This is a genomic window from Mesorhizobium sp. M1163 (assembly GCF_040318415.1).
In the GTDB taxonomy this organism is placed as follows: Bacteria; Pseudomonadota; Alphaproteobacteria; order Rhizobiales; family Rhizobiaceae; genus Mesorhizobium.
Window position 1 is genome coordinate 1 of the sequence record NZ_JAMYMF010000054.1, and the last position, 24,135, is coordinate 24,135.

At 61.8% G+C, this 24,135-nt stretch carries 20 protein-coding genes, 1 tRNA gene and 2 pseudogenes; 21 read left to right on the top strand and 2 right to left on the bottom strand.

Annotated elements, in window-relative coordinates; all coding sequences use genetic code 11:
* The 17 genes and pseudogenes from NKH43_RS32375 to NKH43_RS32455 all read left to right on the top strand — a co-directional run.
* Positions 1–84: EF-Tu C-terminal domain-related protein (locus NKH43_RS32375; protein ID WP_455749504.1), on the top strand; the 84-nt coding region annotated here is incomplete at its 5' end.
* Positions 85–234: 150 nt separating this feature from the next.
* Positions 235–1,920 (top strand): COG3904 family protein, encoded by a 1,686-nt coding sequence (locus NKH43_RS32380; RefSeq protein ID WP_352861602.1) that lies wholly within the window; start codon positions 235–237, stop codon positions 1,918–1,920.
* A gap of 21 nt (positions 1,921–1,941) precedes the next feature.
* Positions 1,942–2,040, top strand: a pseudogene (locus tag NKH43_RS32385) (EF-Tu C-terminal domain-related protein); the annotation flags it as partial.
* Between the two features lie 223 nt (positions 2,041–2,263).
* On the top strand, positions 2,264–4,051 hold the full coding sequence (locus NKH43_RS32390; protein WP_352861604.1) for a COG3904 family protein: 1,788 nt from the start codon (positions 2,264–2,266) through the stop codon (positions 4,049–4,051).
* Between the two features lie 105 nt (positions 4,052–4,156).
* Positions 4,157–4,639 (top strand): group II truncated hemoglobin, encoded by a 483-nt coding sequence (locus tag NKH43_RS32395; protein WP_352792041.1) that lies wholly within the window; start codon positions 4,157–4,159, stop codon positions 4,637–4,639.
* A 130-nt stretch (positions 4,640–4,769) separates the two neighbouring features.
* Positions 4,770–5,285: a hypothetical protein gene (locus NKH43_RS32400; RefSeq protein WP_352792042.1), complete on the top strand. Its 516-nt coding sequence runs from the start codon at positions 4,770–4,772 to the stop codon at positions 5,283–5,285.
* A 77-nt stretch (positions 5,286–5,362) separates the two neighbouring features.
* A tRNA-Trp gene (locus NKH43_RS32405) sits at positions 5,363–5,438 on the top strand.
* Between the two features lie 366 nt (positions 5,439–5,804).
* Positions 5,805–6,008, top strand: a complete 204-nt coding sequence (secE, locus tag NKH43_RS32410) for a preprotein translocase subunit SecE (RefSeq protein WP_023721668.1) — start codon at positions 5,805–5,807, stop codon at positions 6,006–6,008.
* Between the two features lie 27 nt (positions 6,009–6,035).
* A complete protein-coding gene (gene nusG / locus NKH43_RS32415; protein WP_006333333.1) occupies positions 6,036–6,563 on the top strand; it encodes a transcription termination/antitermination protein NusG in 528 nt (175 codons plus the stop codon).
* Positions 6,564–6,722: 159 nt separating this feature from the next.
* On the top strand, positions 6,723–7,151 hold the full coding sequence (gene rplK / locus NKH43_RS32420) for a 50S ribosomal protein L11 (RefSeq protein ID WP_023680440.1): 429 nt from the start codon (positions 6,723–6,725) through the stop codon (positions 7,149–7,151).
* Between the two features lie 4 nt (positions 7,152–7,155).
* Positions 7,156–7,854, top strand: a complete 699-nt coding sequence (gene rplA / locus NKH43_RS32425; RefSeq protein WP_352861606.1) for a 50S ribosomal protein L1 — start codon at positions 7,156–7,158, stop codon at positions 7,852–7,854.
* Between the two features lie 391 nt (positions 7,855–8,245).
* On the top strand, positions 8,246–8,764 hold the full coding sequence (gene rplJ / locus NKH43_RS32430; RefSeq protein WP_008875657.1) for a 50S ribosomal protein L10: 519 nt from the start codon (positions 8,246–8,248) through the stop codon (positions 8,762–8,764).
* 54 nt (positions 8,765–8,818) lie between these two features.
* Positions 8,819–9,196: a 50S ribosomal protein L7/L12 gene (gene rplL, locus NKH43_RS32435; protein WP_023680442.1), complete on the top strand. Its 378-nt coding sequence runs from the start codon at positions 8,819–8,821 to the stop codon at positions 9,194–9,196.
* Between the two features lie 282 nt (positions 9,197–9,478).
* Positions 9,479–13,615 carry a DNA-directed RNA polymerase subunit beta gene (rpoB, locus tag NKH43_RS32440; RefSeq protein WP_352496503.1) on the top strand — a complete coding sequence of 1,379 codons (4,137 nt, stop codon included), beginning with the start codon at positions 9,479–9,481 and terminating at the stop codon, positions 13,613–13,615.
* Positions 13,616–13,746: 131 nt separating this feature from the next.
* A complete protein-coding gene (gene rpoC / locus NKH43_RS32445) occupies positions 13,747–17,943 on the top strand; it encodes a DNA-directed RNA polymerase subunit beta' (RefSeq protein WP_352861608.1) in 4,197 nt (1,398 codons plus the stop codon).
* An 84-nt stretch (positions 17,944–18,027) separates the two neighbouring features.
* On the top strand, positions 18,028–18,693 hold the full coding sequence (locus tag NKH43_RS32450) for an O-methyltransferase (RefSeq protein WP_352861610.1): 666 nt from the start codon (positions 18,028–18,030) through the stop codon (positions 18,691–18,693).
* Between the two features lie 85 nt (positions 18,694–18,778).
* Positions 18,779–19,102, top strand: coding sequence for a hypothetical protein (locus NKH43_RS32455; RefSeq protein WP_352861612.1), 324 nt, complete (start codon positions 18,779–18,781; stop codon positions 19,100–19,102).
* Positions 19,103–19,138: 36 nt separating this feature from the next.
* Here NKH43_RS32455 and NKH43_RS32460 read toward each other — a convergent pair whose 3' ends face one another.
* Positions 19,139–20,068, bottom strand: coding sequence for a Gfo/Idh/MocA family protein (locus NKH43_RS32460; protein WP_352587583.1), 930 nt, complete (start codon positions 20,066–20,068; stop codon positions 19,139–19,141).
* Between the two features lie 124 nt (positions 20,069–20,192).
* Positions 20,193–20,474, bottom strand: coding sequence for a transcriptional regulator (locus NKH43_RS32465; protein WP_023680447.1), 282 nt, complete (start codon positions 20,472–20,474; stop codon positions 20,193–20,195).
* Between the two features lie 460 nt (positions 20,475–20,934).
* Between NKH43_RS32465 and rpsL the strand changes: the two genes are divergently transcribed.
* The 4 genes and pseudogenes from rpsL to NKH43_RS32485 all read left to right on the top strand — a co-directional run.
* Positions 20,935–21,306, top strand: a complete 372-nt coding sequence (rpsL, locus tag NKH43_RS32470; protein ID WP_006333356.1) for a 30S ribosomal protein S12 — start codon at positions 20,935–20,937, stop codon at positions 21,304–21,306.
* Between the two features lie 85 nt (positions 21,307–21,391).
* Positions 21,392–21,862: a 30S ribosomal protein S7 gene (gene rpsG, locus NKH43_RS32475; RefSeq protein ID WP_008875664.1), complete on the top strand. Its 471-nt coding sequence runs from the start codon at positions 21,392–21,394 to the stop codon at positions 21,860–21,862.
* Between the two features lie 30 nt (positions 21,863–21,892).
* Complete coding sequence (gene fusA / locus NKH43_RS32480) at positions 21,893–23,983, top strand: elongation factor G (protein ID WP_023680448.1); 2,091 nt, start codon at positions 21,893–21,895, stop codon at positions 23,981–23,983.
* Positions 23,984–24,050: 67 nt separating this feature from the next.
* Positions 24,051–24,135, top strand: a pseudogene (locus NKH43_RS32485) (GTP-binding protein); the annotation flags it as partial.

Consider the following 24,135-nt stretch of genomic DNA (forward strand, 5'->3'; position numbering starts at 1 on the left):
GCCATGGAAGAGAAGCTGCGCTTCGCCATCCGTGAAGGCGGCCGCACCGTCGGTGCCGGCATCGTCGTCACCATCAAAGAGTAATCAACGCCGGCGTTGCCGGTCGAGATCGAATGCGAAAGGGCGGTCTTCGGGCCGCCTTTTTGATTCGAATAGATTAACCGCCTTGCTTCAAATCCTGTTGCAAGCGCCTCTGCCGTAACTAGTATAGGTTGCATCGAGGGGGCTGCCCGAATGGTTCCATGGCGCCGTTTGCATAGTCAGGCATTGTGGTCGTTAGGGCTGATCTGCCTGGTGTCGTTGCTCGCCTTGGGCCACGCTGCCTTCGCAGCCGATGCCAAGAAATCCACGCCGGAAAAATCCACGCCGGATCTCGGCCCGACGATGCGGTTCGTTGTCGTCCGCAGCAGCGCGCCGGGCTGCGAGCCGACCTGTCCGGAATGGATATCGGCGGAAGGCTCGATAGAAGCCGGCACGCCGGCCCTGTTCAAACGCACGCTGAAGGCGCTTGGCGGCCGAAAGCTGCCGATCGTCGTCGATTCCCCCGGCGGCAATGTCGAAGCGGCGCTGACACTTGGTCGCCTGATCCGCAAGAACAAGCTCGATATCGCCGTCGGCAAAACCCGGTTCGTCGGCTGTCTGCCAGATGTGAAAAACTGCAAGGAAAAGGACGGCAAGGGCGCCCGTTATTTCGGCAATGCCTATGCCGACGGCGCCATCTGCAATTCCGCCTGTCCGTTGATGTTTTCCGGTGGCATCCGGCGCGTGGTCGGGGAATGGGCCTTTCTCGGCGTCCATCAGATCACCACGACCTATATCCGGACGAAATTGCTGTACCGCACCACCTACCGCGTGGTGAAGGGTAAGAAGAAGATCCTCAGCACCAAGGTCGTCAGCCGGAAGAACGCCGGCAGCTACAAGACCTACGAGATGAACAAGCCGCTGGAGCGGAAGCTGGCGGCCTATCTGAAGGAGATGGGCGTCGGCCTGGGCGTGCTCGAGACCATGAAAGGCACGCCGGCCAGCAGCATCCAGCAACTGGTTCCCTACGACATGCTGCAAATGAATCTCGTCACCAGCTTGGATGCCGTCGACCTGCTGACCGCGCCAACCCTATGCAAATCCGATCCGTTGCCGGCGAGTTGTAGGGAGCTGCCGGCGCCGGCGAATGTCGCGAAGGCGGCCGGCGAAGTGGTGGCGAACGCCGAGCCTGCACCCGCAGGGCACGAAACCACGCGGCCGAAGGAGGCCGCAGACATGCGCTTCGTCCTGGTCCGCGGCAGCAATCCGCTTTGCAATCCCAACTGCCCGGAATGGATCTCGGCCGAAGGCACAATTACCGCCGACACGCCCGAAAAACTGCGCCAACTGCTGGACGGCGTCGGCGACCGGCGTCTGCCCATCGTCATCAACTCGCCGGGTGGTGATGTGCTCGGTGCTTTGGCGGCCGGAAGGCTGATCCGCGAACGCAAGCTCGACGTCACCGTGGCGCGGACAGATTTCATTGGCTGCGAACCGCGGCAGGCCGACTGCACGGCCGAAGACGGCGTCTATAACGGACTGACGGTCGATGCTGGCGGCGCGTGCGGCTCGGCCTGTCCGATCATGCTCGCCGGCGGTGTCAAACGCCTCGTCGGCCCGCGTGCACAGTTGAGCGTGCATTCGGTAGGGCAGGAGCAAAAGGTCAAGGCCTATCTCGAGGACATGGCCATCGGCCCCGGTCTGTTTACCGCAATTCAGCTGAATTCAGTCGAACGGCAGCTCGAACTCGACAGGATGCTGAAATACGGGCTGACAACCGGGCATCAATCGGCAGACGAATTGACAGGCCCCGGCATCTGCAGATCGGAGCCACAGCCCGAGAACTGCCGCGAAGCCTCGGGCGCCAAGGCTCAGGCCAGCACGCCGGTCAAATCGTAAGGCGGGCTTGATAGCTGCGAGCTGATCGTGCCGATCGCCATGGAAGAGAAGCTGCGCTTCGCCATCCGTGAAGGCGGCCGCACCGTCGGTGCTGGCGTCGTCGTCACCATTATAGAGTGATCGGCGCCGGCATTGCCGGTCGATGCGAAAGGGCGGTCTTCGGGCCGCCTTTTTCGCTTACTGACTCGAGGCAGAACAATCTTGCGCGGGTGTTTCAAAGCTATTGCAACCACCATTGCCGCAACTATTATAGGTTGCATCAAGGGGGCTTTTGCCAAGCGTGGTTTCGGGACGCCGTTTAGATAGCGTGGCAAGGTGGTGGCGCGGGCTGCTGGTTATTGCCATGGCGATGGCTGCCTTCGCCGCAAAGGCCGAGGATGTCTTCCCGAAATGGTCCGATCCGACGACTTGGACCGATCCGAAGCTATTATCCGATGATCTCTCGCCGATGCGATTCGTCGTCGTGCGCAGCAACGCGACCGGCTGCGAGTCTAACTGTCCGGAATGGATTTCGGCAGAAGGCGCCATCGAAGCGGGCACGCCAGCGCAGTTCAAGCGCATATTGAAGACGCTCGGCCGCCGCAAACTGCCGATCATCGTCAATTCCCCGGGCGGCAATGTCGATGCTGCGCTCCAGCTTGGTCGAATAATCCGCAAAAACAAGCTCGATATCGCCGTCGGTACGACCAAGTTTTCCGATTGTTGGCCCGGGATGAAAGATTGCCGGGCCAATGACGGCAAGGGCGCAGCATATTTCGGCATTGCGTCTGACGGGGGTGCCATGTGCAACTCCGCATGTCCGCTGATGTTTGCCGGAGGCGTCGGACGCGTGGTCGGCGGTTGGGCCTATCTAGGCGTCCATCAGATCACTACGACCTATTTCCGCACAACACGGCACTATCGAACCACCTATCGAGTTGTGCGGGGCAAAAAATATAGGATCACCACAGAAACCATCACTCAAGACAATGCCGGCTACAAGACCTATGAGATGAGCAAGGCGCTTGAGAGGAAACTTTCGGCCTATCTCAGGGACATGGGTGTCGGACGGGGCGTAATCGACAGAATGAAGGCCACGCCCGCCAGCGACATCCGGCAGATCGCCCTCGACGACATGCTGACGATGAAGCTGATCACCAGCAGGGACTCCCTCGACATACTTACGCAGGCGGGCATATGCCAGCGGAGTCCTGCGCCGCCGAACTGCAGGGAGGTCCCTGCGAATGCCAAGCCGGCCAAGGTGGCAGCAATCGAAGCGAAGGCCGGACCGTCTCAGCCGGCTCAAATCCCACTTTCTCACCTGGCCAAGGAGGCACCTGCTCAGCCGGTCGAGGCAGTGCCAGGAAACGAGGCGCCGGACAAGGGCTTCATACTCGTTCGCGGCAGCGATCCGATGTGCGAGCCCCACTGCCCGGAATGGATGTGGGCTCGGCCGCTCGTGGCAGTGCCGGGGAACGGGGCACCCGAGATGCGCTTCGTTGTGGTTCGCCGCAGCAATTCGTCCTGCAATCCCGACTGCCCGGAATGGATCTCGGCACAAGGCGTAATCACGAGCCAAACCCCGCAGAAGCTGGGTCAGTTGCTCGCTACGCTTGGCAGCCGGCGGCTGCCTATAGTGGTGAGCTCGCGAGGCGGCGACTTGTTCAGCGCTCTGGCGATGGGGCGACTTATCCGTGAAAAGAAGCTCGACGTCGCCGTTGCCCGTACCGATTTCGTTGGCTGCGACCCGGAAGAGTGGAATTGCTTGGCCAAAGATGGCGCCTATGCCGGAGTGGCCAGCGATGCGAAAGGCGACTGCGATTCGGCCTGCGCGCTGATGCTGGCTGGGGGCGTCAGGCGGCTTGTCGGTCCACGGGCGCTACTCAGCCTTTACCTGATGGGACAAGCCCAGCTGATCAAGGCTTACCTTGACGAGATGGCAATCAACCGTGATCTGTTCATGACGCTTCAGCGCATTTCGGTCGAGCGTCAGCTCGAACCTGACGTGATGCTGAGGGCCGGACTGACGACTGGGCCGCAATCAGTGGACGAGCTGACCGGTGCCACCCTGTGCAGATCGGTGCCGAAGCCTGACAATTGCCGCGTGGTGCTCTCGCCCAATGCGCAGGCCGAGGCGCCCGCCAAATTGTAGGGGCGCGTCGGTTTCGGAAGCTGGCCATCGAGACAGGTTGAGCGATGCTGGATGTTTCCGCTATCGTCCGGCGTGGTAGAAGACCAGCCAGGCGAGGGATCGCAAATGAGCCAGGACGTCCCGACATTGTTCGAATGGGCCGGCGGCACCGAAGCGCTGAACCGCCTGACCCAGACCTTCTACGACAACGTCTCTCGGGATCCCATTGTCGGGCCGGTGTTCAAGCATATGTCGGCGGACCATCCGGCCCACGTCGCGGCCTTCATCGGCGAAGTTTTCGGTGGACCGAAAGCCTACAGCGAAAAGCATGGCGGCCATCGCGAGATGGTGATGCATCATCTTGGCAAGCATCTGACCGAGGAGCAGCGCCGGCGCTGGATCAATCTCCTCGCCGACGCCGCCGACGAGATCGGGCTGCCTGACGATCCCGAATTCCGCTCGGCCTTCATGGCCTATATCGAATGGGGATCGCGGCTGGCCAAGATGAACTCCAACAAAGGTCCGACCTGCGATCCCGAGGCGGAACCAATGCCGGTCTGGGGTTGGGGCGTGCCGGGCGGCCCCTACAAGCCGCCTTCGGGAAACTGACCGGGCGTGAATCGGTCGAAAACCCTGCCGGCCAGGAAAACGGGTGGCTATGGAGGTCTCGGTCCTCCAGGCTAACGGTTTAAAGTCGCCGTCGACTGGCGGGGCCTCACTGAAAACCGGAGACTTTGCGATGAGATCGGAAGGCAAGAAAAATTCAGGCAGCACCTTTGACGGCAACCGCGGAACCCGAAACCCGTTCGGTGTCATGGATGTCCCCACTCCCGACGACGAGGAGGTGTCGGCGTTCGCCGCCGGCGTAAAACTGGAGGGAGCTGCAAGCGATGAAAACGCCGAAGCCTGGGGCACCGAAAGCGACGGCGACCGCAACGACACCATCGAAGGCAGGTGGTCCAGCCGATGGAACGGCGGTGCCGACCCCACGATTCCAGGCGATAGCAAGGGTAAATGGAAGTCTGGCCGGGGCGAGCTGACGACGGCGGGAGAGAGAGTTTACCTACTGTTCGATTGGCATGATGGCGTGCGCAAGGGGCTCATTGATGCGCGGCGCGTCAGTGCGAAAGGGCTGGTTGGAAAATATATCAATCTGACCGACCCACAAATCGTGCGTCCCTGGGTCGGTTTGGTCGTCAGCAATCAACGGATCGACGGGAAATGGCCGGGAGGACGCCTCGACTTTCGAAGATGAAGGCTGGGCAGCGGACACCGCTCTTTACAGAGCGCGCGGAAGCTTTTAGGAAGCGCCTGCTGCGCCGACATGCGCATACGGGCATAGCTCAGTTGGTAGAGCGGCGGTCTCCAAAACCGCAGGTCGTAGGTTCGAGCCCTGCTGCCCGTGCCATTCCTACGAATGGATACCTAAAAAACGATTCTTTTGCAGCGCAGCCTTTGAAAACCGGCTTGTGACTTGCCATAAAGCATAAGTTGCGGCATAAGGGCCGCATAGCCGGGACGGGACGACTGGATGGTTCCGAGGCGGCGTTTGGTCATAAAGCGGACACTTGCCACTTGCGTGGATCAAGAATCGGTTTTATGTAGACGAAACAGACACGCGACGCGTGGAGCTGGGAAGCCGGCTTTACGCGTCTGATTTGCATGGGCGAAATGATTGCGCTGATTCGGCGCGAACGCACGCTCAAGCGGCACGTCCCGGCCAGCGGGATCATCCAGGAGACCCGGCCAACGGGTCTTGCAGACAGAGCGGCATATGGCTTCGAAAACCACAAATCCTTTCACCTTTCTCCAGCAGGTTCGCGCGGAGACTGCCAAGGTCACTTGGCCGTCGCGGCGCGAAACGGTGATCTCGACGGTGATGGTCCTTGTGTTCGCGGTCATCGCGATGATCTTTTTCTTTACCGCAGACGTGGCCATGGGCTTTGCGGTCGAAAAAATCCTCGGCCTCGGACAGTAAGTCCGGCGATTACGGAGAAGTCTTAAAATGACCGCGCGGTGGTACATCGTCCACGCCTACTCGAACTTTGAAAAGAAGGTCGCCGAGGACATCGAGAACAAGGCCAAGCAGAAGGGCCTGTCCGCCGACATCGAGCAGATCGTGGTGCCGACCGAGAAGGTCGTCGAGATCCGCCGCGGCCGCAAGGTCGATGCCGAGCGCAAGTTCTTTCCGGGCTATGTGCTGTTGAAGGCCAATCTGACCGATGCCGTGTTCTCGCTCGTCAAGAACACGCCGAAGGTCACCGGGTTCCTGGGCGACTCCAAGCCGGTGCCGATCACCGAAGCCGAAGCCCAGCGTATCCTGAACCAGGTTCAGGAAGGCGTCGAGCGGCCGAAGCCGTCGGTGACGTTCGAGATCGGCGAAGCGATCCGCGTTTCGGATGGACCATTCGCGTCGTTCAACGGTTTCGTCCAGGAAGTGGACGAGGAGCGGGCGCGGCTCAAGGTGGAAGTATCGATCTTCGGGCGCGCCGTGCCGGTCGATCTGGAATTCGGACAGGTCGAGAAGGGCTGATCCGAAATCCCTGCACCGGTTTCGGCGGCAGGGAAGGCGGCGCGGAGATCGCGCGGCCAAAACGGGTGGGAGGCGAATGCGGCTTTAGCCGGCTGCGCGGACCGCACCACCAGACTGCAACCGCCGGCAAGACCGGCATGAGAAAAGGCAGGAAGAGAGATGGCTAAGAAAATTGCAGGCCAGCTCAAGCTCCAGGTTTCCGCGGGATCGGCGACGCCGTCGCCCCCGATCGGCCCGGCGCTTGGTCAGCGTGGCATCAACATCATGGAGTTCTGCAAGGCGTTCAACGCGCAGACCCAGGAAATGGAAAAGGGCTCGCCGGTTCCGGTCGTCATCACCTACTACCAGGACAAGTCGTTCACCTTCGTCATGAAGACGCCGCCGGTGAGCTACTTCCTGAAGAAGGCCGCGAACCTGAAGTCGGGCTCGAAGGAGCCGGGCAAGGTCAAGGCCGGCACGATCGGCCGCGACAAGGTGCGCGCCATCGCCGAGCAGAAGATGAAGGATCTGAACGCAAACGACGTCGAGGCGGCCATGCGCATGGTCGAGGGCTCCGCCCGCTCGATGGGTCTGGAAGTGGTGGGCTGAGATCATGGCAAAGATTGCAAAGCGTGTATCGCAGACCCGCGAAGGCATCGATCCCAACAAGGCTTACGCTTTGGGTGAGGCGCTGAAGCTGCTCAAGGATCGCTCCTCGGTGAAGTTCGACGAGACCATCGAAGTCGCGATGAACCTCGGCGTCGACCCCCGCCATGCCGACCAGATGGTCCGCGGCGTGGTCAACCTGCCGAACGGCACCGGCCGCAGCGTTCGCGTCGCCGTGTTCGCGCGCGGTGACAAGGCCGAGGAGGCCAAGGCCGCCGGCGCCGACATCGTCGGAGCCGAGGATCTGGTCGACACCGTCCAGAAGGGCACGATCGACTTCGACCGCTGCATCGCCACGCCGGACATGATGCCGCTGGTCGGCCGTCTCGGCAAGGTGCTCGGCCCGCGCGGCATGATGCCGAACCCGAAGGTCGGCACCGTCACCACCGACGTGGCCGCCGCCGTGAAGGCATCGAAGGGCGGCGCCGTCGAGTTCCGCGTCGAGAAGGCCGGCATCGTTCATGCCGGCGTCGGCAAGGTCTCGTTCGACGTCAAGGCGCTGGAAGAGAACGTCCGCGCCTTCGCCGATGCGGTGACCAGGGCAAAGCCGGCTGGTGCCAAGGGCAATTACGTCAAGAAGGTGTCGGTCACCTCGACGATGGGCCCGGGCCTCAAGCTCGACGTCTCGACGCTCGCAGCGTCCTGATACGAACAATTGGATCGGCCGCTAAGACGCTGATCCGTGAAAGAATTCCGGGCCTCCGACCTGTCGGCGGCCCGGTACCGGAAGTCGAAAGGCTTCCGGACATCCTGTCCGAGATTGCAGGCGGCCCCCAAGCCTTAGGTGATGTGGGCCTTAATTCATGTGGGCCTGCATGAGACGGGTGAAGACCGGACAAAGGAGCGAACGCTCCAATGAAAGGTTCGAACCGTGTTTGCCTTTTGTCTGCGCACCGTCCGGCTTGCCGGCAGGTGTGGCGAAAGGGGGCAGGATCCTCGAGCGTCGTTCGGGAGATCCGTTACTGGATGGCCCGGCCGGCAAAAGGCAACCCGACGCCTGTCCTTCGTAGAGGGCAGGGGTCAACTGGAGATAGGCAGTGGACAGAGCGGAAAAACGCGAACTCGTCACGGGCCTGAATGATGCGTTCTCAAGCGCTGGTTCAGTCGTCGTGGCCCACTACGCCGGTATCACCGTCGCGCAAATGAACGACCTTCGGTCGAAAATGCGCGCCGCCGGTGGCACCGTCAAAGTCGCGAAGAACCGTCTCGCCAAAATCGCTCTTCAGGGCACGGACTCCGCATCGATCATCGAGCTGTTCAAGGGACAGACGCTGATCGCCTATTCGGAGGATCCGATTGCGGCGCCGAAGGTCGCGTCCGATTTCGCCAAGGGAAATGACAAGCTCGTCATTCTCGGCGGCGCAATGGGCACCACCTCGCTCAACGCCGACGGTGTGAAGGCACTCGCCACACTTCCGTCGCTCGATGAGCTGCGCGCCAGGCTGGTTGGCATGATCGCCACGCCGGCAACCCGGATCGCCCAGATCGTCAATGCGCCTGCGGCTTCGGTCGCGCGCGTCATCGGCGCTTACGCCCGGAAGGACGAGGCGGCATGAGGCCGTTCCTCGCTATCACAAACACACGTTCGAACCTTATGAAGGAACATTGCAATGGCTGATCTGGCAAAGATCGTAGACGACCTTTCGAAGCTGACCGTCCTCGAGGCGGCCGAGCTGTCGAAGCTTCTTGAAGAAAAGTGGGGCGTTTCCGCCGCTGCTCCGGTGGCGGTTGCCGCTGCTGGCGGCGCCGCGGCCGCTGCTGCTCCGGTCGAGGAAAAGACGGAATTCGACGTCGTCCTCACCGAAGCAGGCGCTCAGAAGATCAACGTCATCAAGGAAGTTCGCGCCATCACCGGTCTTGGCCTCAAGGAAGCCAAGGACCTGGTCGAGGCGGCTCCGAAGCCGGTCAAGGAAGCCGTTTCCAAGGCCGACGCGGACAAGTTCAAGGCCCAGCTGGAAGCAGCCGGCGCCAAGGTCGAACTGAAGTAAGCGTTGAGTACCGGCGGCCGGCGTCGCGCCCCCCGCCACTCCCTTCACGTCGAGGGGAGGCTCATGGCGCGAAGAGTGCGAAAACCTCTTTCCTGAGGGCCGCAAACCGGCCTTCAGGAAACGGGTTTTCTCCCGTTTCTGGCCCACCGCCAATTGGTGGTGGGTGAAAAGACAAGAAGCCGCCGACAGGCGGCGGGCAACAAGACAGGGCCGCCGAGGTGGCCCGAGATGCAAGGCGAGCCGCGGCGAGGCTCGTCCCGAGAATTGAGCTAAGGAGCGACGATGGCCCAGACCCAGACTTTCAATGGCCGCAGACGCGTACGCAAATTTTTCGGAAAGATCCCGGAAGTTGCGGAGATGCCGAACCTGATCGAGGTTCAGAAGGCATCCTATGACCAGTTCCTGATGGTGGAGGAGCCCAAGGGTGGGCGTCCTGACGAGGGGCTGCAGGCAGTTTTCAAGTCGGTCTTCCCGATTTCCGATTTTTCCGGCTCCTCGATGCTGGAATTCGTGAAATACGAGTTCGAAGGACCGAAATTCGACGTTGACGAATGCCGTCAGCGCGACCTGACCTATGCGGCGCCGCTCAAGGTGACGCTGCGCCTCATCGTGTTCGATATCGACGAGGATACCGGCGCGAAGTCGATCAAGGACATCAAGGAGCAGGACGTCTACATGGGCGACATGCCGCTCATGACCTTGAACGGCACCTTCATCGTCAACGGCACCGAGCGCGTCATCGTCTCGCAGATGCACCGTTCGCCGGGCGTCTTTTTCGACCATGACAAGGGCAAGTCGCACTCGTCCGGCAAGCTTCTGTTTGCCGCGCGGGTCATTCCCTACCGCGGCTCGTGGCTCGACATCGAGTTCGATAGCAAGGACGTCGTGCACGCCCGTATCGACCGCCGCCGCAAGATTCCGGTGACGTCGCTGCTGATGGCGCTCGGCATGGACGGCGAAGAGATCCTGTCGACCTTCTACAACAAAATCACCTACAAGCGCGCCGGCGACCATTGGCGCATTCCCTTCAACGTCGAGCGTTTCCGCGGCCTCAAGGCCGTTGGTGACCTGGTTGACGCCGACACCGGCGAGGTCGTCGTCGAGGCCGGCAAGAAGATCACTGCCCGCCAGGCCAGGGCGCTTGGCGAAAAAGGTCTCAAGGCGATCAAGGCGACCGACGAGGATCTGCTCGGCAACTACCTTGCCGAGGACATCGTCAACTATGGCACCGGCGAGATTTTCCTCGAAGCCGGCGACGAGATCGATGAAAAGACGCTGAAAGTGCTTCTCGGCACCGGCGATGACGAGATCAAGGTTCTCGACATCGATCACGTCAATGTCGGCGCCTATATCCGCAACACGCTCAACGTCGACAAAAACGAGAGCCGCCAGGACGCGCTGTTCGACATCTACCGCGTCATGCGCCCCGGCGAGCCGCCGACGCTCGAGACCGCCGAAGCCATGTTCAACTCGCTGTTCTTCGACAGCGAGCGCTATGATCTTTCGGCCGTCGGCCGCGTCAAGATGAACATGCGCCTCGAGCTCAAGGCCGAGGATACCGTGCGCGTGCTGCGCAAGGACGACATCCTGGCCGTGGTCAAGACGCTGGTCGAACTGCGCGACGGCAAGGGCGAGATCGACGACATCGACAATCTCGGCAACCGCCGCGTGCGCTCGGTCGGCGAGCTGATGGAGAACCAGTACCGCGTCGGCCTGCTGCGCATGGAGCGCGCGATCAAGGAACGTATGTCCTCGATCGAGATCGACACGGTGATGCCGCAGGACCTGATCAACGCCAAGCCGGCGGCTGCCGCCGTGCGCGAGTTCTTCGGTTCCTCGCAGCTGTCGCAGTTCATGGATCAGACCAACCCGCTGTCGGAGATCACCCACAAGCGCCGCCTGTCGGCGCTTGGACCGGGCGGCCTGACCCGCGAGCGTGCCGGGTTCGAGGTGCGCGACGTGCACCCGACGCATTACGGCCGCATCTGCCCGATCGAGACGCCGGAAGGCCCGAATATCGGCCTGATCAACTCGCTTGCGACCTTCGCGCGTGTCAACAAATACGGCTTCATCGAGAGCCCGTACCGCAAGATCGTCAACGGCAAGCTGACCAATGAGGTCGTCTACCTGTCGGCTATGGAAGAGGCCAAGCACCACGTCGCGCAGGCCAATGCCGAGCTCGACAAGAATGGTCATTTCGTCGACGAATTCGTCATTTGCCGTAACGCCGGCGAAGTGATGATGGCGCCGCGCGAAAACGTCGATCTGATGGACGTGTCGCCGAAGCAGATGGTGTCGGTGGCCGCGGCCCTGATTCCGTTCCTTGAGAACGACGACGCCAACCGCGCGCTGATGGGCTCGAACATGCAGCGTCAGGCCGTGCCGCTGGTGCGCGCCGAAGCGCCGTTCGTCGGCACCGGCATGGAGCCGATCGTCGCCCGTGACTCGGGCGCCGCCATCGGCGCCCGCCGCGGCGGCATCGTCGACCAGGTGGACGCGACGCGTATCGTCATCCGCGCCACGGAAGATCTCGATCCCGGCAAGTCCGGCGTCGATATCTACCGGCTGATGAAGTTCCAGCGTTCGAACCAGAACACCTGCATCAACCAGCGTCCGCTGGTGCGCATGGGCGACCGGGTCAACAAGGGCGACATCATCGCCGACGGCCCGTCGACCGAGCTCGGTGATCTGGCCCTCGGCCGCAACGTGCTGGTCGCGTTCATGCCGTGGAATGGCTACAACTACGAGGATTCCATCCTCTTGTCCGAGCGCATCGTCGCCGACGACGTCTTCACCTCGATCCACATCGAGGAGTTCGAAGTCATGGCCCGCGACACCAAGCTCGGGCCGGAGGAGATCACGCGCGATATCCCGAACGTCTCGGAAGAAGCGCTGAAGAACCTCGATGAGGCCGGCATCGTCTACATTGGTGCGGAAGTGCAGCCGGGCGACATCCTGGTCGGCAAGATCACGCCGAAGGGCGAAAGCCCGATGACGCCGGAAGAAAAGCTGCTGCGCGCCATCTTCGGTGAAAAGGCCTCGGACGTGCGCGATACCTCCATGCGCATGCCTCCGGGAACCTTCGGCACCGTCGTCGAAGTGCGCGTCTTCAACCGCCACGGTGTCGAGAAGGACGAGCGCGCCATGGCGATCGAGCGCGAGGAGATCGAACGCCTCGCCAAGGACCGCGACGACGAGCAGGCGATCCTCGACCGTAACGTCTATTCGCGCCTTTCCGACGTTCTCGTCGGCAAGGAGGCGATTGCCGGGCCGAAGGGCTTCAAGAAGGGCTCGAAGCTGTCGAAGGACACGCTCGACGAGTATCCGCGTTCGCAGTGGTGGCAGTTTGCCGTGGAGAACGAAAAGCTCCAGAGCGAACTGGAAGCCCTGCGTGGCCAGTACGACGATTCCAAGAAGGCGCTCGAGCAGCGCTTCATGGACAAGGTCGAGAAGGTGCAGCGCGGCGACGAGATGCCTCCGGGCGTCATGAAGATGGTCAAGGTCTTCGTGGCCGTGAAGCGCAAGATGCAGCCCGGCGACAAGATGGCCGGCCGGCACGGCAACAAGGGTGTCGTGTCGCGGATCGTTCCGGTCGAGGACATGCCTTTCCTCGAGGACGGCACGCATGCCGACATCGTGCTCAACCCGCTGGGTGTGCCGAGCCGCATGAATGTCGGCCAGATCCTGGAAACGCATCTGGGCTGGGCTTGCGCCGGAATGGGCAAGAAGATCGGCGATCTGATCGATGCGTACAAGACGGCGGGCGACATCAAGCCGCTGCGCAAGACGCTTGAGAGCTTCATGCCGGCCAATGACCGCAACGAGCCGGTCCGCGAATATGACGACGAGAGCATCGTTCGCCTCAGCGAGCAGATGCGCCGCGGCGTCTCCATCGCGACACCGGTGTTCGACGGCGCGCACGAGGCCGACATCAACATCATGCTGGAGCAGGCGGGCCTGCACACCAGCGGTCAGTCGCAGCTCTATGACGGACGCACCGGCGAACCGTTCGATCGCAAAGTGACGATGGGCTACATATATATGCTCAAGCTTCACCACCTTGTGGACGACAAGATCCACGCGCGTTCGATCGGGCCGTACTCGCTCGTTACCCAGCAGCCGCTGGGCGGCAAGGCGCAGTTCGGTGGCCAGCGCTTTGGCGAGATGGAGGTCTGGGCGCTTGAAGCGTACGGCGCCGCCTACACGCTGCAGGAGATGCTGACGGTGAAGTCGGATGACGTCGCCGGCCGCACCAAGGTCTACGAGGCGATCGTCAGAGGCGACGACACATTCGAGGCCGGCATCCCCGAGAGCTTCAACGTTCTCGTCAAGGAAATGCGGTCTCTCGGCCTCAATGTTGAATTGGAGAACACCAAACTCGACGACAACCCGATCCGGCTGCCCGACGCGGCCGAGTAAGTAAGACGTCCGGCCGCGGCCTTCCCGCGACCGGACGCACCAAATTCTCGGCCGATGGCCGATCAAGTCGGCGGGCGTTTGGCCCGCGCTAGATGCAAGGGGTTTTCGAGGACCCCGAAAAGGAGAACGGCATGAACCAAGAGGTCATGAATCTCTTCAACCCCCAGGCGCCTGCGCAGGTGTTCGATTCCATCCGGATCTCGCTTGCCAGCCCTGAGAAGATTCTGTCCTGGTCATTCGGCGAGATCAAGAAGCCGGAGACCATCAACTACCGCACCTTCAAGCCGGAGCGTGACGGCCTGTTCTGCGCGCGCATTTTTGGTCCGATCAAGGACTATGAGTGCCTGTGCGGCAAGTACAAGCGCATGAAGTACAAGGGCGTCATCTGCGAGAAGTGCGGCGTCGAAGTCACGCTGTCGCGCGTCCGCCGCGAGCGCATGGGCCATATCGAGCTGGCGGCACCGGTCGCCCACATCTGGTTCCTGAAGTCGCTGCCGTCGCGCATCGGCACGCTGCTCGACATGACGCTGAAGGACATCGAGCGGGTTCTCTACTTCGAGAACTACATCGTCACCGAACCCGGCCTCACCGCGCTGAAGGAGCACCAGCTGCTCAGCGAGGAAGAGTACATGATGGCCGTCGACGAATATGGCGAGGATAGTTTCACCGCCATGATCGGCGCCGAGGCGATCCACGACCTGCTGGCCGGCATGGACCTCGAGAAGATCGCCGGCGATCTGCGTTCGGAACTGGCTTCGACCACCTCCGAGCTCAATCAGAAGAAGTATCTGAAGCGTCTCAAGGTCGTCGAGAACTTCATGGAATCCGGCAACCGTCCGGAATGGATGATCATGAAGGTGGTTCCGGTGATCCCGCCGGATCTGCGTCCGCTTGTCCCGCTGGACGGCGGCCGTTTCGCTACGTCGGATCTGAACGACCTCTACCGCCGCGTCATCAACCGCAACAACCGCTTGAAGCGGCTGATCGAGCTGCGCGCGCCCGGCATCATCGTGCGCAATGAAAAGCGCATGCTGCAGGAAGCCGTCGATGCGCTGTTCGACAATGGCCGCCGCGGCCGCGTCATCACCGGCGCCAACAAGCGTCCGCTGAAGTCGCTGTCCGACATGTTGAAGGGCAAGCAGGGCCGGTTCCGCCAGAACCTGCTCGGCAAGCGCGTCGACTATTCCGGCCGCTCGGTCATCGTCACCGGTCCCGAGCTCAAGCTGCACCAGTGCGGCCTGCCGAAGAAGATGGCGCTCGAGCTGTTTAAGCCCTTCATCTACGCCCGTCTCGACGCCAAGGGTTACTCCTCGACCGTCAAGCAGGCGAAGAAGCTGGTCGAAAAGGAGCGTCCGGAGGTCTGGGATATCCTCGACGAGGTCATCCGCGAGCATCCGGTGCTGTTGAACCGCGCGCCGACGCTGCACCGCCTCGGCATCCAGGCGTTCGAGCCGATCCTGATCGAAGGCAAGGCGATCCAGCTTCACCCGCTGGTCTGCACGGCCTTCAACGCCGACTTCGACGGCGACCAGATGGCGGTCCACGTGCCGCTGTCACTGGAAGCGCAGCTCGAGGCTCGCGTGCTGATGATGTCGACCAACAACATCCTGCACCCGGCTTCCGGCGCGCCGATCATCGTCCCGTCGCAGGACATGGTTCTCGGTCTCTACTATCTGTCGATCGTCAACCAGAACGAGCCGGGCGAGGGCATGGTGTTTGCCGATATGGGCGAGCTCCAGCATGCGCTCGAGACCAAGGCGGTAACGCTGCATTCCAAGATCAAGGGGCGCTTCCGCACGGTCGACGCCGACGGTAAGGTCGTATCGAAGATCCACGACACCACGCCTGGCCGCATGATCATCGGCGAGCTGCTGCCGAAGAACGTCAACGTGCCCTACGAGACCGCCAACCAGGAGATGACCAAGAAGAACATCTCCAAGATGATCGACACCGTCTACCGCCATTGCGGTCAGAAGGAGACGGTCATTTTCTGCGATCGCATCATGGCTCTCGGCTTCAGCCACGCCTGCCGTGCCGGCATTTCGTTCGGCAAGGACGACATGCTGATCCCGGATGCCAAGATCAAGCTGGTGTCCGACACCGAGGCTTTGGCCAAGGAATACGAGCAGCAGTACAATGACGGCCTGATCACCCAGGGCGAGAAGTACAACAAGGTCGTCGACGCCTGGGCCAAGTGCTCGGAAAAGGTCGCCGACGAAATGATGGCCCGCATCAAGGCGGTCGAGTTCGAGGACAACGGCCGTCAGAAGCCGATGAACTCTATCTACATGATGTCGCACTCCGGTGCGCGCGGCTCGCCCACCCAGATGCGCCAGCTCGCCGGCATGCGCGGCCTGATGGCCAAGCCTAGCGGTGAAATCATCGAGACGCCGATCATCTCGAACTTCAAGGAAGGCCTGACCGTGCTCGAGTACTTCAACTCGACCCACGGCGCCCGCAAGGGTCTGGCCGACACCGCCTTGAAGACGGCGAACTCGGGTTACCTGACGCGTCGTCTTGTCGACGTGGCGCAGGACTGCATCGTCAACTCGCTCGACTGCGGCACCGACAAGGGCCTCACCATGCAGCCGATCGTCGATGCCGGTCAGGTCGTCGCTTCGGTTGGTCAGCGCGTTCTCGGCCGCACCTCGCTCGACGATATCACTCACCCGGTCACCGGCGAGGTTCTGGTCAAGGCCGGAACGCTGATGGACGAGCGTGACGTGGAACTGATCGAAAAGGCCGGTGTGCAGTCTGTCCGCATCCGTTCGGCGCTGACCTGCGAGGTCAGGGTCGGCGTCTGCGCGGTCTGCTACGGACGCGATCTGGCCCGCGGCACGCCTGTCAACCAGGGCGAGGCTGTCGGCGTCATCGCGGCGCAGTCGATTGGCGAGCCGGGCACCCAGCTCACCATGCGTACCTTCCACATGGGCGGCACGGCGCAGGTGGTGGATTCCTCGTTCCTTGAAGCCTCGTACGAGGGCAAGGTCGAGATCCGCAACCGCAACGTGGTGCGCAACTCCGACGGCCAGCTGATGGTCATGGGTCGCAACATGGCGGTGCTGATCCTCGACGAGGCCGGCAAGGAACGCGCCACGCACCGCGTCACCTACGGTTCGCGCATCTTCGTCGACGATGGCGACAAGGTGAAGCGCGGCCAGCGTATTGCCGAGTGGGATCCCTATACCCGCCCGGTCCTCACCGAAATCGAGGGCAGGGTGGCGTTCGAAGATCTGGTCGATGGCATTTCCGTTCAGGAAACCGCCGACGAATCGACCGGCATCACCAAGCGCGAGGTCATCGACTGGCGTTCGACGCCACGCGGCAACGACCTCAAGCCGGCGATCGTCGTCCAGGATGCCAAGGGCAAGGTCGGCAAGCTGTCGAAGGGTGGCGACGCCCGCTTCCTGCTCTCGGTCGAGGCCATTCTTTCGGTCGAGCCCGGCGCACAGGTTCGCCCCGGCGACGTGCTGGCGCGTATTCCGATGGAAAGCGCCAAGACCAAGGACATCACCGGCGGTCTGCCGCGTGTGGCCGAACTGTTCGAGGCACGCCGTCCGAAGGATCACGCCATCATCGCCGAGATCGATGGCACGATCCGCTTCGGTCGCGACTACAAGAACAAGCGCCGCATCATCATCGAGCCGCATGACTCGACGCTTGAGCCGGTCGAATACCTGATCCCGAAGGGCAAGCCGTTCCATCTCCAGGACGGCGACGTCATCGAGAAGGGCGACTATATCCTCGACGGCAATCCGGCGCCGCACGACATCCTGGCGATCAAGGGCGTGGAGGCGCTTGCCTCCTACCTCGTCAACGAGATCCAGGAGGTCTACCGCCTGCAGGGCGTGTCGATCAACGACAAGCACATCGAGGTGATCGTTCGCCAGATGCTGCAGAAGGTCGAGATCACCACGCAGGGCGATTCGACCTACATTCCGGGCGACCACGTCGACGTGATCGAACTGGAAGAGGTCAACGAGCGCCTGGTCGAGGAGGGCAAGAAGCCGGCCGAAGGCCAGCCGGTGCTGCTGGGCATCACCAAGGCCTCGCTGCAGACGCCGTCCTTCATCTCCGCCGCCTCCTTCCAGGAGACGACGAGGGTGCTGACCGAAGCTGCGGTTGCCGGCAAGACCGACATGCTGCAGGGGCTGAAGGAAAACGTCATCGTCGGCCGGCTCATCCCGGCCGGCACCGGCGGCACGATGAGCCAGATCCGGCGCATCGCCACCTCGCGCGACGAGTTGATCCTCGACGAGCGCCGCAAGGCGTCCGGCGTCGGGGTCGCCGAGCCGATGCTGACCGACATGGTTACCGCCGCGCAGTAAGCGCGCAAGTAAGAGAAGATAGAAAAGGGGCCCAAGTGGCCCCTTTTCGCATTGTGGTTCCCCAATCGGATCGGAGGACAACGGATGAGCAGGAGGATCTGGGCTTCTGTCGACGGCTACATTGTCGAGGCTCTTTTCGAGGCGGATCCCGCCCTCGATGCCGTTCTGGCGGCCAACCATGACCACGGCCTACCGCCGATCGATGTTTCCCCGGCACAAGGCAAGCTGCTGTCACTTCTTGCGCGAATGCAGGGAGCGAAGAAGGTACTCGAAATCGGCACGTTGGGCGGCTACTCGACAATCTGGATGGCGCGAGCGTTGCCCGTGGACGGCAAGGTCGTGACGCTCGAGCTTGATCCGCACCACGCCAGTGTCGCGCGGTCGAACTTTGAACGGGCAGGGGTATCTGACCGCGTGGAACTGCGGGTCGGACCGGCGCTTCAATCGCTTGCCGCGTTAGGCGCCGAGAATGCCGGGCCGTTCGACTTCATCTTCATCGACGCCGACAAGCCGAACAACCAGCACTATCTGTCCTGGGCGACGCGTCTTTCGAGGCCGGGGACTGTCATCGTCTGCGACAATGTCATCCGTGACGGCGCGGTGGTGAACGAAGATGGCCGCGACGCCAATGTCGAAGGGGCACGCGCGGCGTTCTCGTTCATTGGCAGCGACAAGCGTCTGCAAGGTACCGCGATCCAGACTGTTGGCCCCAAGGGCTATGACGGCTTTGCAATAGCGATCGTCAGTTGAAGCTGCCACCGGCGGCTGGCTTTTTAAGGAATCGGCAATTGAACGAGCGACCATCTGGGAATTGATCAACACTGGCCGAGATCGTATGAGCTTTGGGCAGCGAAGGCTTTGGGACCTGATCAAGATCGATCCGGAAGAATGGCTGCATCACTCTCCTGCTGGGAGTGATCATCGCATCTGGGTCGTAGCGTTGATCGGCCGGAGCGTGATTTCTTACAATAACATTGAAGGTGGTTTCGGCCGCTCAAATTTCATTCGATATGGAGAAATCACCGAGCTTGGCTGGGGGCAGGCCGATCTCGAGGTGGCGGTTCAACATGTCATGAGCGAACTTGAACAAGGACACCGGACGGCTCCCGTTGCTTCTGCGCCTCGTCCGGGAGAATTCCTGGACCGCAAGCCAAGATGATCCGGAACATTCAAGGTCGCTCTACCGGGGTCAGTGTCAGTCAAAAAAAGCTTCGACCACATTGCGCTTGCCGAGCATGAAGGCGTCGGCGACGTGCTGGAGCGGCGCGAGGTCGACGTCGGAAACGCCGGCGCGCACGATCTCGGCGAAGCGCTTGTAGAGCATCGGGTATTCGGCTTCCGGCTCCTCGTGAACGACGCGGCCATCGATGGCGAGCTTTGAGCCGCCGCCAGAAAGCACCATCGATCCGGCCTCGGTATCAGCCAGGATGTCCCAGCTTTGCGGCCCGGTCTGGCGCCAGTCGAGTTCCATCGTCACCGGCAGACCGTTCGAAGTACGGAAGACGATATGGGCGGCGATCGGGGCCGCGCGGTTTTCGGGGAAATCGAGCTCTGCCGAACTGATGAACATCGGTGGCAGGATGTGGGTGGCGATCGACAGCGCGTTGATGCCGGGATCGAAGACGCCAAAGCCGCCGGGAGCCCAGATCCATTCCTGATTCGGATGCCAGCGGCGCACGTCTTCCTTCCAGTTGATGGCGGCCGACCTGATCGTAGTCGAGCTGAGGAATGTACGCGCTGCTTCGACGGCCGGCGCATAGCGCGAGTGCCAGCTGGCGAACAGGCAGACGCCGTTCGCCACCGCCAGCGCTTTCAAATCCTCGACCTCGCTGACCGTGGCGCCGGGCGGTTTTTCCAGGAAGACATGCTTTTTCGCCGCCAGCGCCGTGCGCGCGGCGTCGTAGCGAAACTGCGGCGGCATGCATAGCGACACCGCCTCGAGTTCGGGCGTTGCGTCGAGCATCGCCTCGATCGTCGGGAAGTTCGGGATGTCCTCCACTTTGCCATGGCGGCTGGCTGCGGCAACCAGGCGATAACCCTGGTCCTTCGCCAGCGCCGGCAGATGCTGGTCGCGGACGATCTTTCCCACGCCGACGATGCCGAGCTTGATGGGATTAGAGGACATGGGAGCTCCGCAGGTTGAGTGTGCTTGGTTTTGCCAGAGGTCGTTTCTTAGCAGAGAAGTTGTGGCGGGCAAGTCGCCGGGCTTTTGTCGCCGGCTCGTGAGATCGACCGCGATTCAGATCTCTTCAGATCGGCACATCGAACGTCACGATCGACACTTCGCCTTCGAGCGCGCCCTGATAGGCGGACAGATGCGGTTCCTCGTCGGGCACGCCGTCCATGTCGCCGATCTGGTCGAGCTCGGCCTCGGCATAGCCTTCGGCGGCAAGCGATTCGAGAGCGCGGCGCACCGCCGAATCGTCGTCCGGCGCGACCAGCATCACATGCACGCCTTCCGGCTTGCCGCCTTTGCGCTTCCACACCCGGCCGGTAATAATGGTGACCGGGCGCTCCTCATTGTCATTCACGGGTTTGTACCTCCGGGCGAGGGGGTTTGGGCTGTTCATGCCGCCTTTTCGCACGAAGCACGGCCTGGAAACAGGCGCAAGCCGGTCACTTTCTGCCTTCCTCTTGAAAAACGGCGCAAGAAAATTACATGCATTTTTCGCATGGCTGCCACGCCTCGGTTTCAGCGCAATATTTGCCGCTCCGGGGTTGACGGACAGTGGCCATACGAGTAGAAGCCGCCCAGTCAGAACCGATGTGAGGCTCTTGCTTCCGAAGCGACACGCTTTGGAGTTTGCCTCAAACAGGGTTCGTTTTACGAGCGAAAAGACATTTCCGGCGTGCATGAAGCGGCTTCCGCTTCCTCTGCCATTTGTTCGGGCAAGACCGCGAGGCGGTTTGTGGCCCGAATTTGCGTATGGAAATGACGCTTTGAGCGGCCCTGACCGGGCGAGACACGGAATTGAGAGACAAGAGGGTTTAATGCCTACCGTCAACCAGCTGATCCGCAAGCCGCGCATTGCGCCGGTGAAGCGCAACAAGGTCCCGGCCATGCAGCAGAACCCGCAGAAGCGGGGCGTCTGCACGCGCGTCTACACCACGACGCCGAAGAAGCCGAACTCGGCGCTGCGCAAGGTGGCCAAGATCCGCCTGACCAATGGTTTTGAAGTGATCGGTTACATCCCCGGCGAAGGCCATAACCTTCAGGAGCACTCGGTGGTGATGATCCGCGGCGGTCGCGTCAAGGATCTTCCGGGCGTCCGTTACCACATCATCCGCGGCGTGCTCGACACGCAAGGCGTGAAGAACCGCAAGCAACGCCGTTCGAAATACGGCGCCAAGCGTCCGAAGTGACCGAAGCGTAGCCAAGGTCGTTCCGGGCGGCGTCAAGCGACGATCCGGGATCCAGGCCACCGCGTAGAATTGAGGCAGAGAAAAAATGTCCCGTCGTCACAGTGCAGAAAAGCGTGAGATCAATCCGGACCCGAAGTTCGGCGATCTGATCGTCACCAAGTTCATGAACGCCGTCATGTATGACGGCAAGAAGTCGGTTGCCGAGACCATCGTCTACGGCGCGCTCGACCAGGTCCAGTCCAAGACCAAGCAGGAACCGGTCACCGTCTTCCATCAGGCGCTCGACAATGTCGCGCCGCATGTGGAAGTGCGTTCGCGCCGCGTCGGCGGCGCCACCTACCAGGTTCCGGTCGACGTGCGCCCCGAGCGCCGTCAGGCATTGGCCATCCGTTGGCTGATCGCCGCCGCCCGCAACCGCAACGAGACCACTATGGTCGACCGCCTCTCCGGCGAGCTGATGGACGCGGCCAACAACCGCGGCACCGCCGTCAAGAAGCGTGAAGATACCCACAAGATGGCAGAAGCCAACCGCGCTTTCGCGCACTACCGCTGGTAAAGCGCGAACGAGACTGAAGAGGCACCTCCCATGGCCCGCGAATATAAAATCGAAGACTACCGCAATTTCGGTATCATGGCGCATATCGACGCCGGCAAGACGACGACCACCGAGCGCGTCCTCTATTACACGGGCAAGTCGCACAAAATCGGCGAAGTCCATGACGGCGCTGCGACCATGGATTGGATGGAGCAGGAGCAGGAGCGCGGCATCACCATCACGTCGGCCGCCACCACGACCTTCTGGAAGGGTCGCGACGGCAAGATGCATCGCTTCAACATCATCGACACCCCCGGCCACGTCGACTTCACCATCGAGGTCGAACGTTCGCTGCGCGTGCTCGACGGCGCCATCGCGCTGCTCGATGCCAATGCCGGTGTCGAGCCGCAGACGGAGACCGTCTGGCGCCAGGCTGACAAGTACCGCGTGCCGCGCATGATCTTCTGCAACAAGATGGACAAGATCGGCGCCGACTTCTACCGCTCGGTCGAGATGATCGGTTCGCGCCTCGGTGCGCATGCCGTCGTCATGCAGCTGCCGATCGGCGCCGAGACCGAGTTCAAGGGTGTCGTCGACCTCGTTGAGATGAACGCGCTGGTCTGGCGCGACGAGACGCTGGGCGCTGCCTGGGACATCGTCGAGATCCCTGCCGACCTCAAGGCTCGTGCCGAAGAGTACCGCGAGAAGATGATCGAGGCCGCCGTCGAAATGGACGAAACGGCGCTCGAGAATTACCTCGAAGGCAAGATGCCGAGCAATGACGAGATCCGTGCGCTCATCCGCAAGGGCACGATCGCGGTGAAGTTCTATCCGATGTTCTGTGGCTCGGCCTTCAAGAACAAGGGCGTGCAGCCGCTGCTCGACGCCGTCGTCGAATATCTGCCGTCGCCGGCCGATGTCCCGGCCATCAAGGGCGTCGACGCCAAGACCGACGCCGAGATCGAGCGTCATGCCGACGACAACGAGCCGCTGTCGATGCTCGCCTTCAAGATCATGAACGACCCGTTCGTCGGTTCGCTCACCTTTGCCCGCATCTATTCGGGCAAGCTCACCAAGGGCATCTCGGTCGACAACACCGTGAAGGGCAAGAAAGAGCGCATCGGCCGCATGCTGCAGATGCATGCGAATTCGCGCGCCGACGTCGAAGAGGCTTTTGCCGGCGACATCGTCGCCCTCGCTGGTCTCAAGGACACTACCACCGGCGACACGCTCAGTGATCCGCTGCATCCGGTCATCCTCGAGCGCATGGAATTCCCCGATCCGGTCATCCAGATCGCCATCGAGCCGAAGACCAAGAACGACCAAGAAAAGATGGGCCTCGCCCTTCACCGCCTGGCCGCCGAGGATCCGTCTTTCCGCGTCAAGACCGACGAGGAAAGCGGCCAGACGATCATCTCCGGCATGGGCGAGCTTCACCTCGACATCATCGTCGACCGCATGCGTCGCGAGTTCAAGGTCGAGGCCAATGTCGGCGCGCCGCAGGTGGCCTATCGCGAGACGATCACTCGCAAGCACGAGCAGGACTACACGCACAAGAAGCAGACCGGCGGTACCGGCCAGTTCGCCCGCGTCAAGATCCTGTTCGAGCCGAATCCGGAAAGCAGCGAATTCGAGTTCGAAACCAAGATCGTCGGCGGCGCTGTGCCGAAGGAATACATCCCCGGTGTCGAAAAGGGCATCAACAGCGTCATGACCTCGGGCCCGTTCGCCGGCTTCCCGATGATCGGCGTCAAGGCGACGCTGATCGATGGTGCCTACCACGACGTGGACTCTTCGGTTCTGGCCTTCGAAATCGCCGGCCGCGCCTGCTTCCGTGAAGCAGCGCCGAAGTTGGGCGTGCAGTTGCTCGAGCCGATCATGAAGGTCGAAGTGGTGACGCCGGAAGATTACGTCGGCAGCGTCATTGGCGACCTGAACGGCCGTCGCGGCCAGATCCAGGGCCAGGAAGCCCGTGGCGTCGCGGTGGTCATCAACGCGATGGTGCCGCTCGCCAACATGTTCAAATACGTGGACAACCTTCGCTCGATGAGCCAGGGCCGCGCGGCCTACACGATGCAGTTCGACCATTACGAACCGGTCCCGACCGCGGTCGCCCAGGAAGTCCAGAAGAAATACGCGTAACTCGAAACGAGTTGCACCAGTAACTTAATTCAAGGCCCGCACGGGCTGGCAGGAATGGAGAGATCACATGGCAAAAGGTAAATTCGAGCGCACTAAGCCTCATGTGAACATTGGCACGATTGGTCACGTCGACCACGGCAAGACGTCGCTGA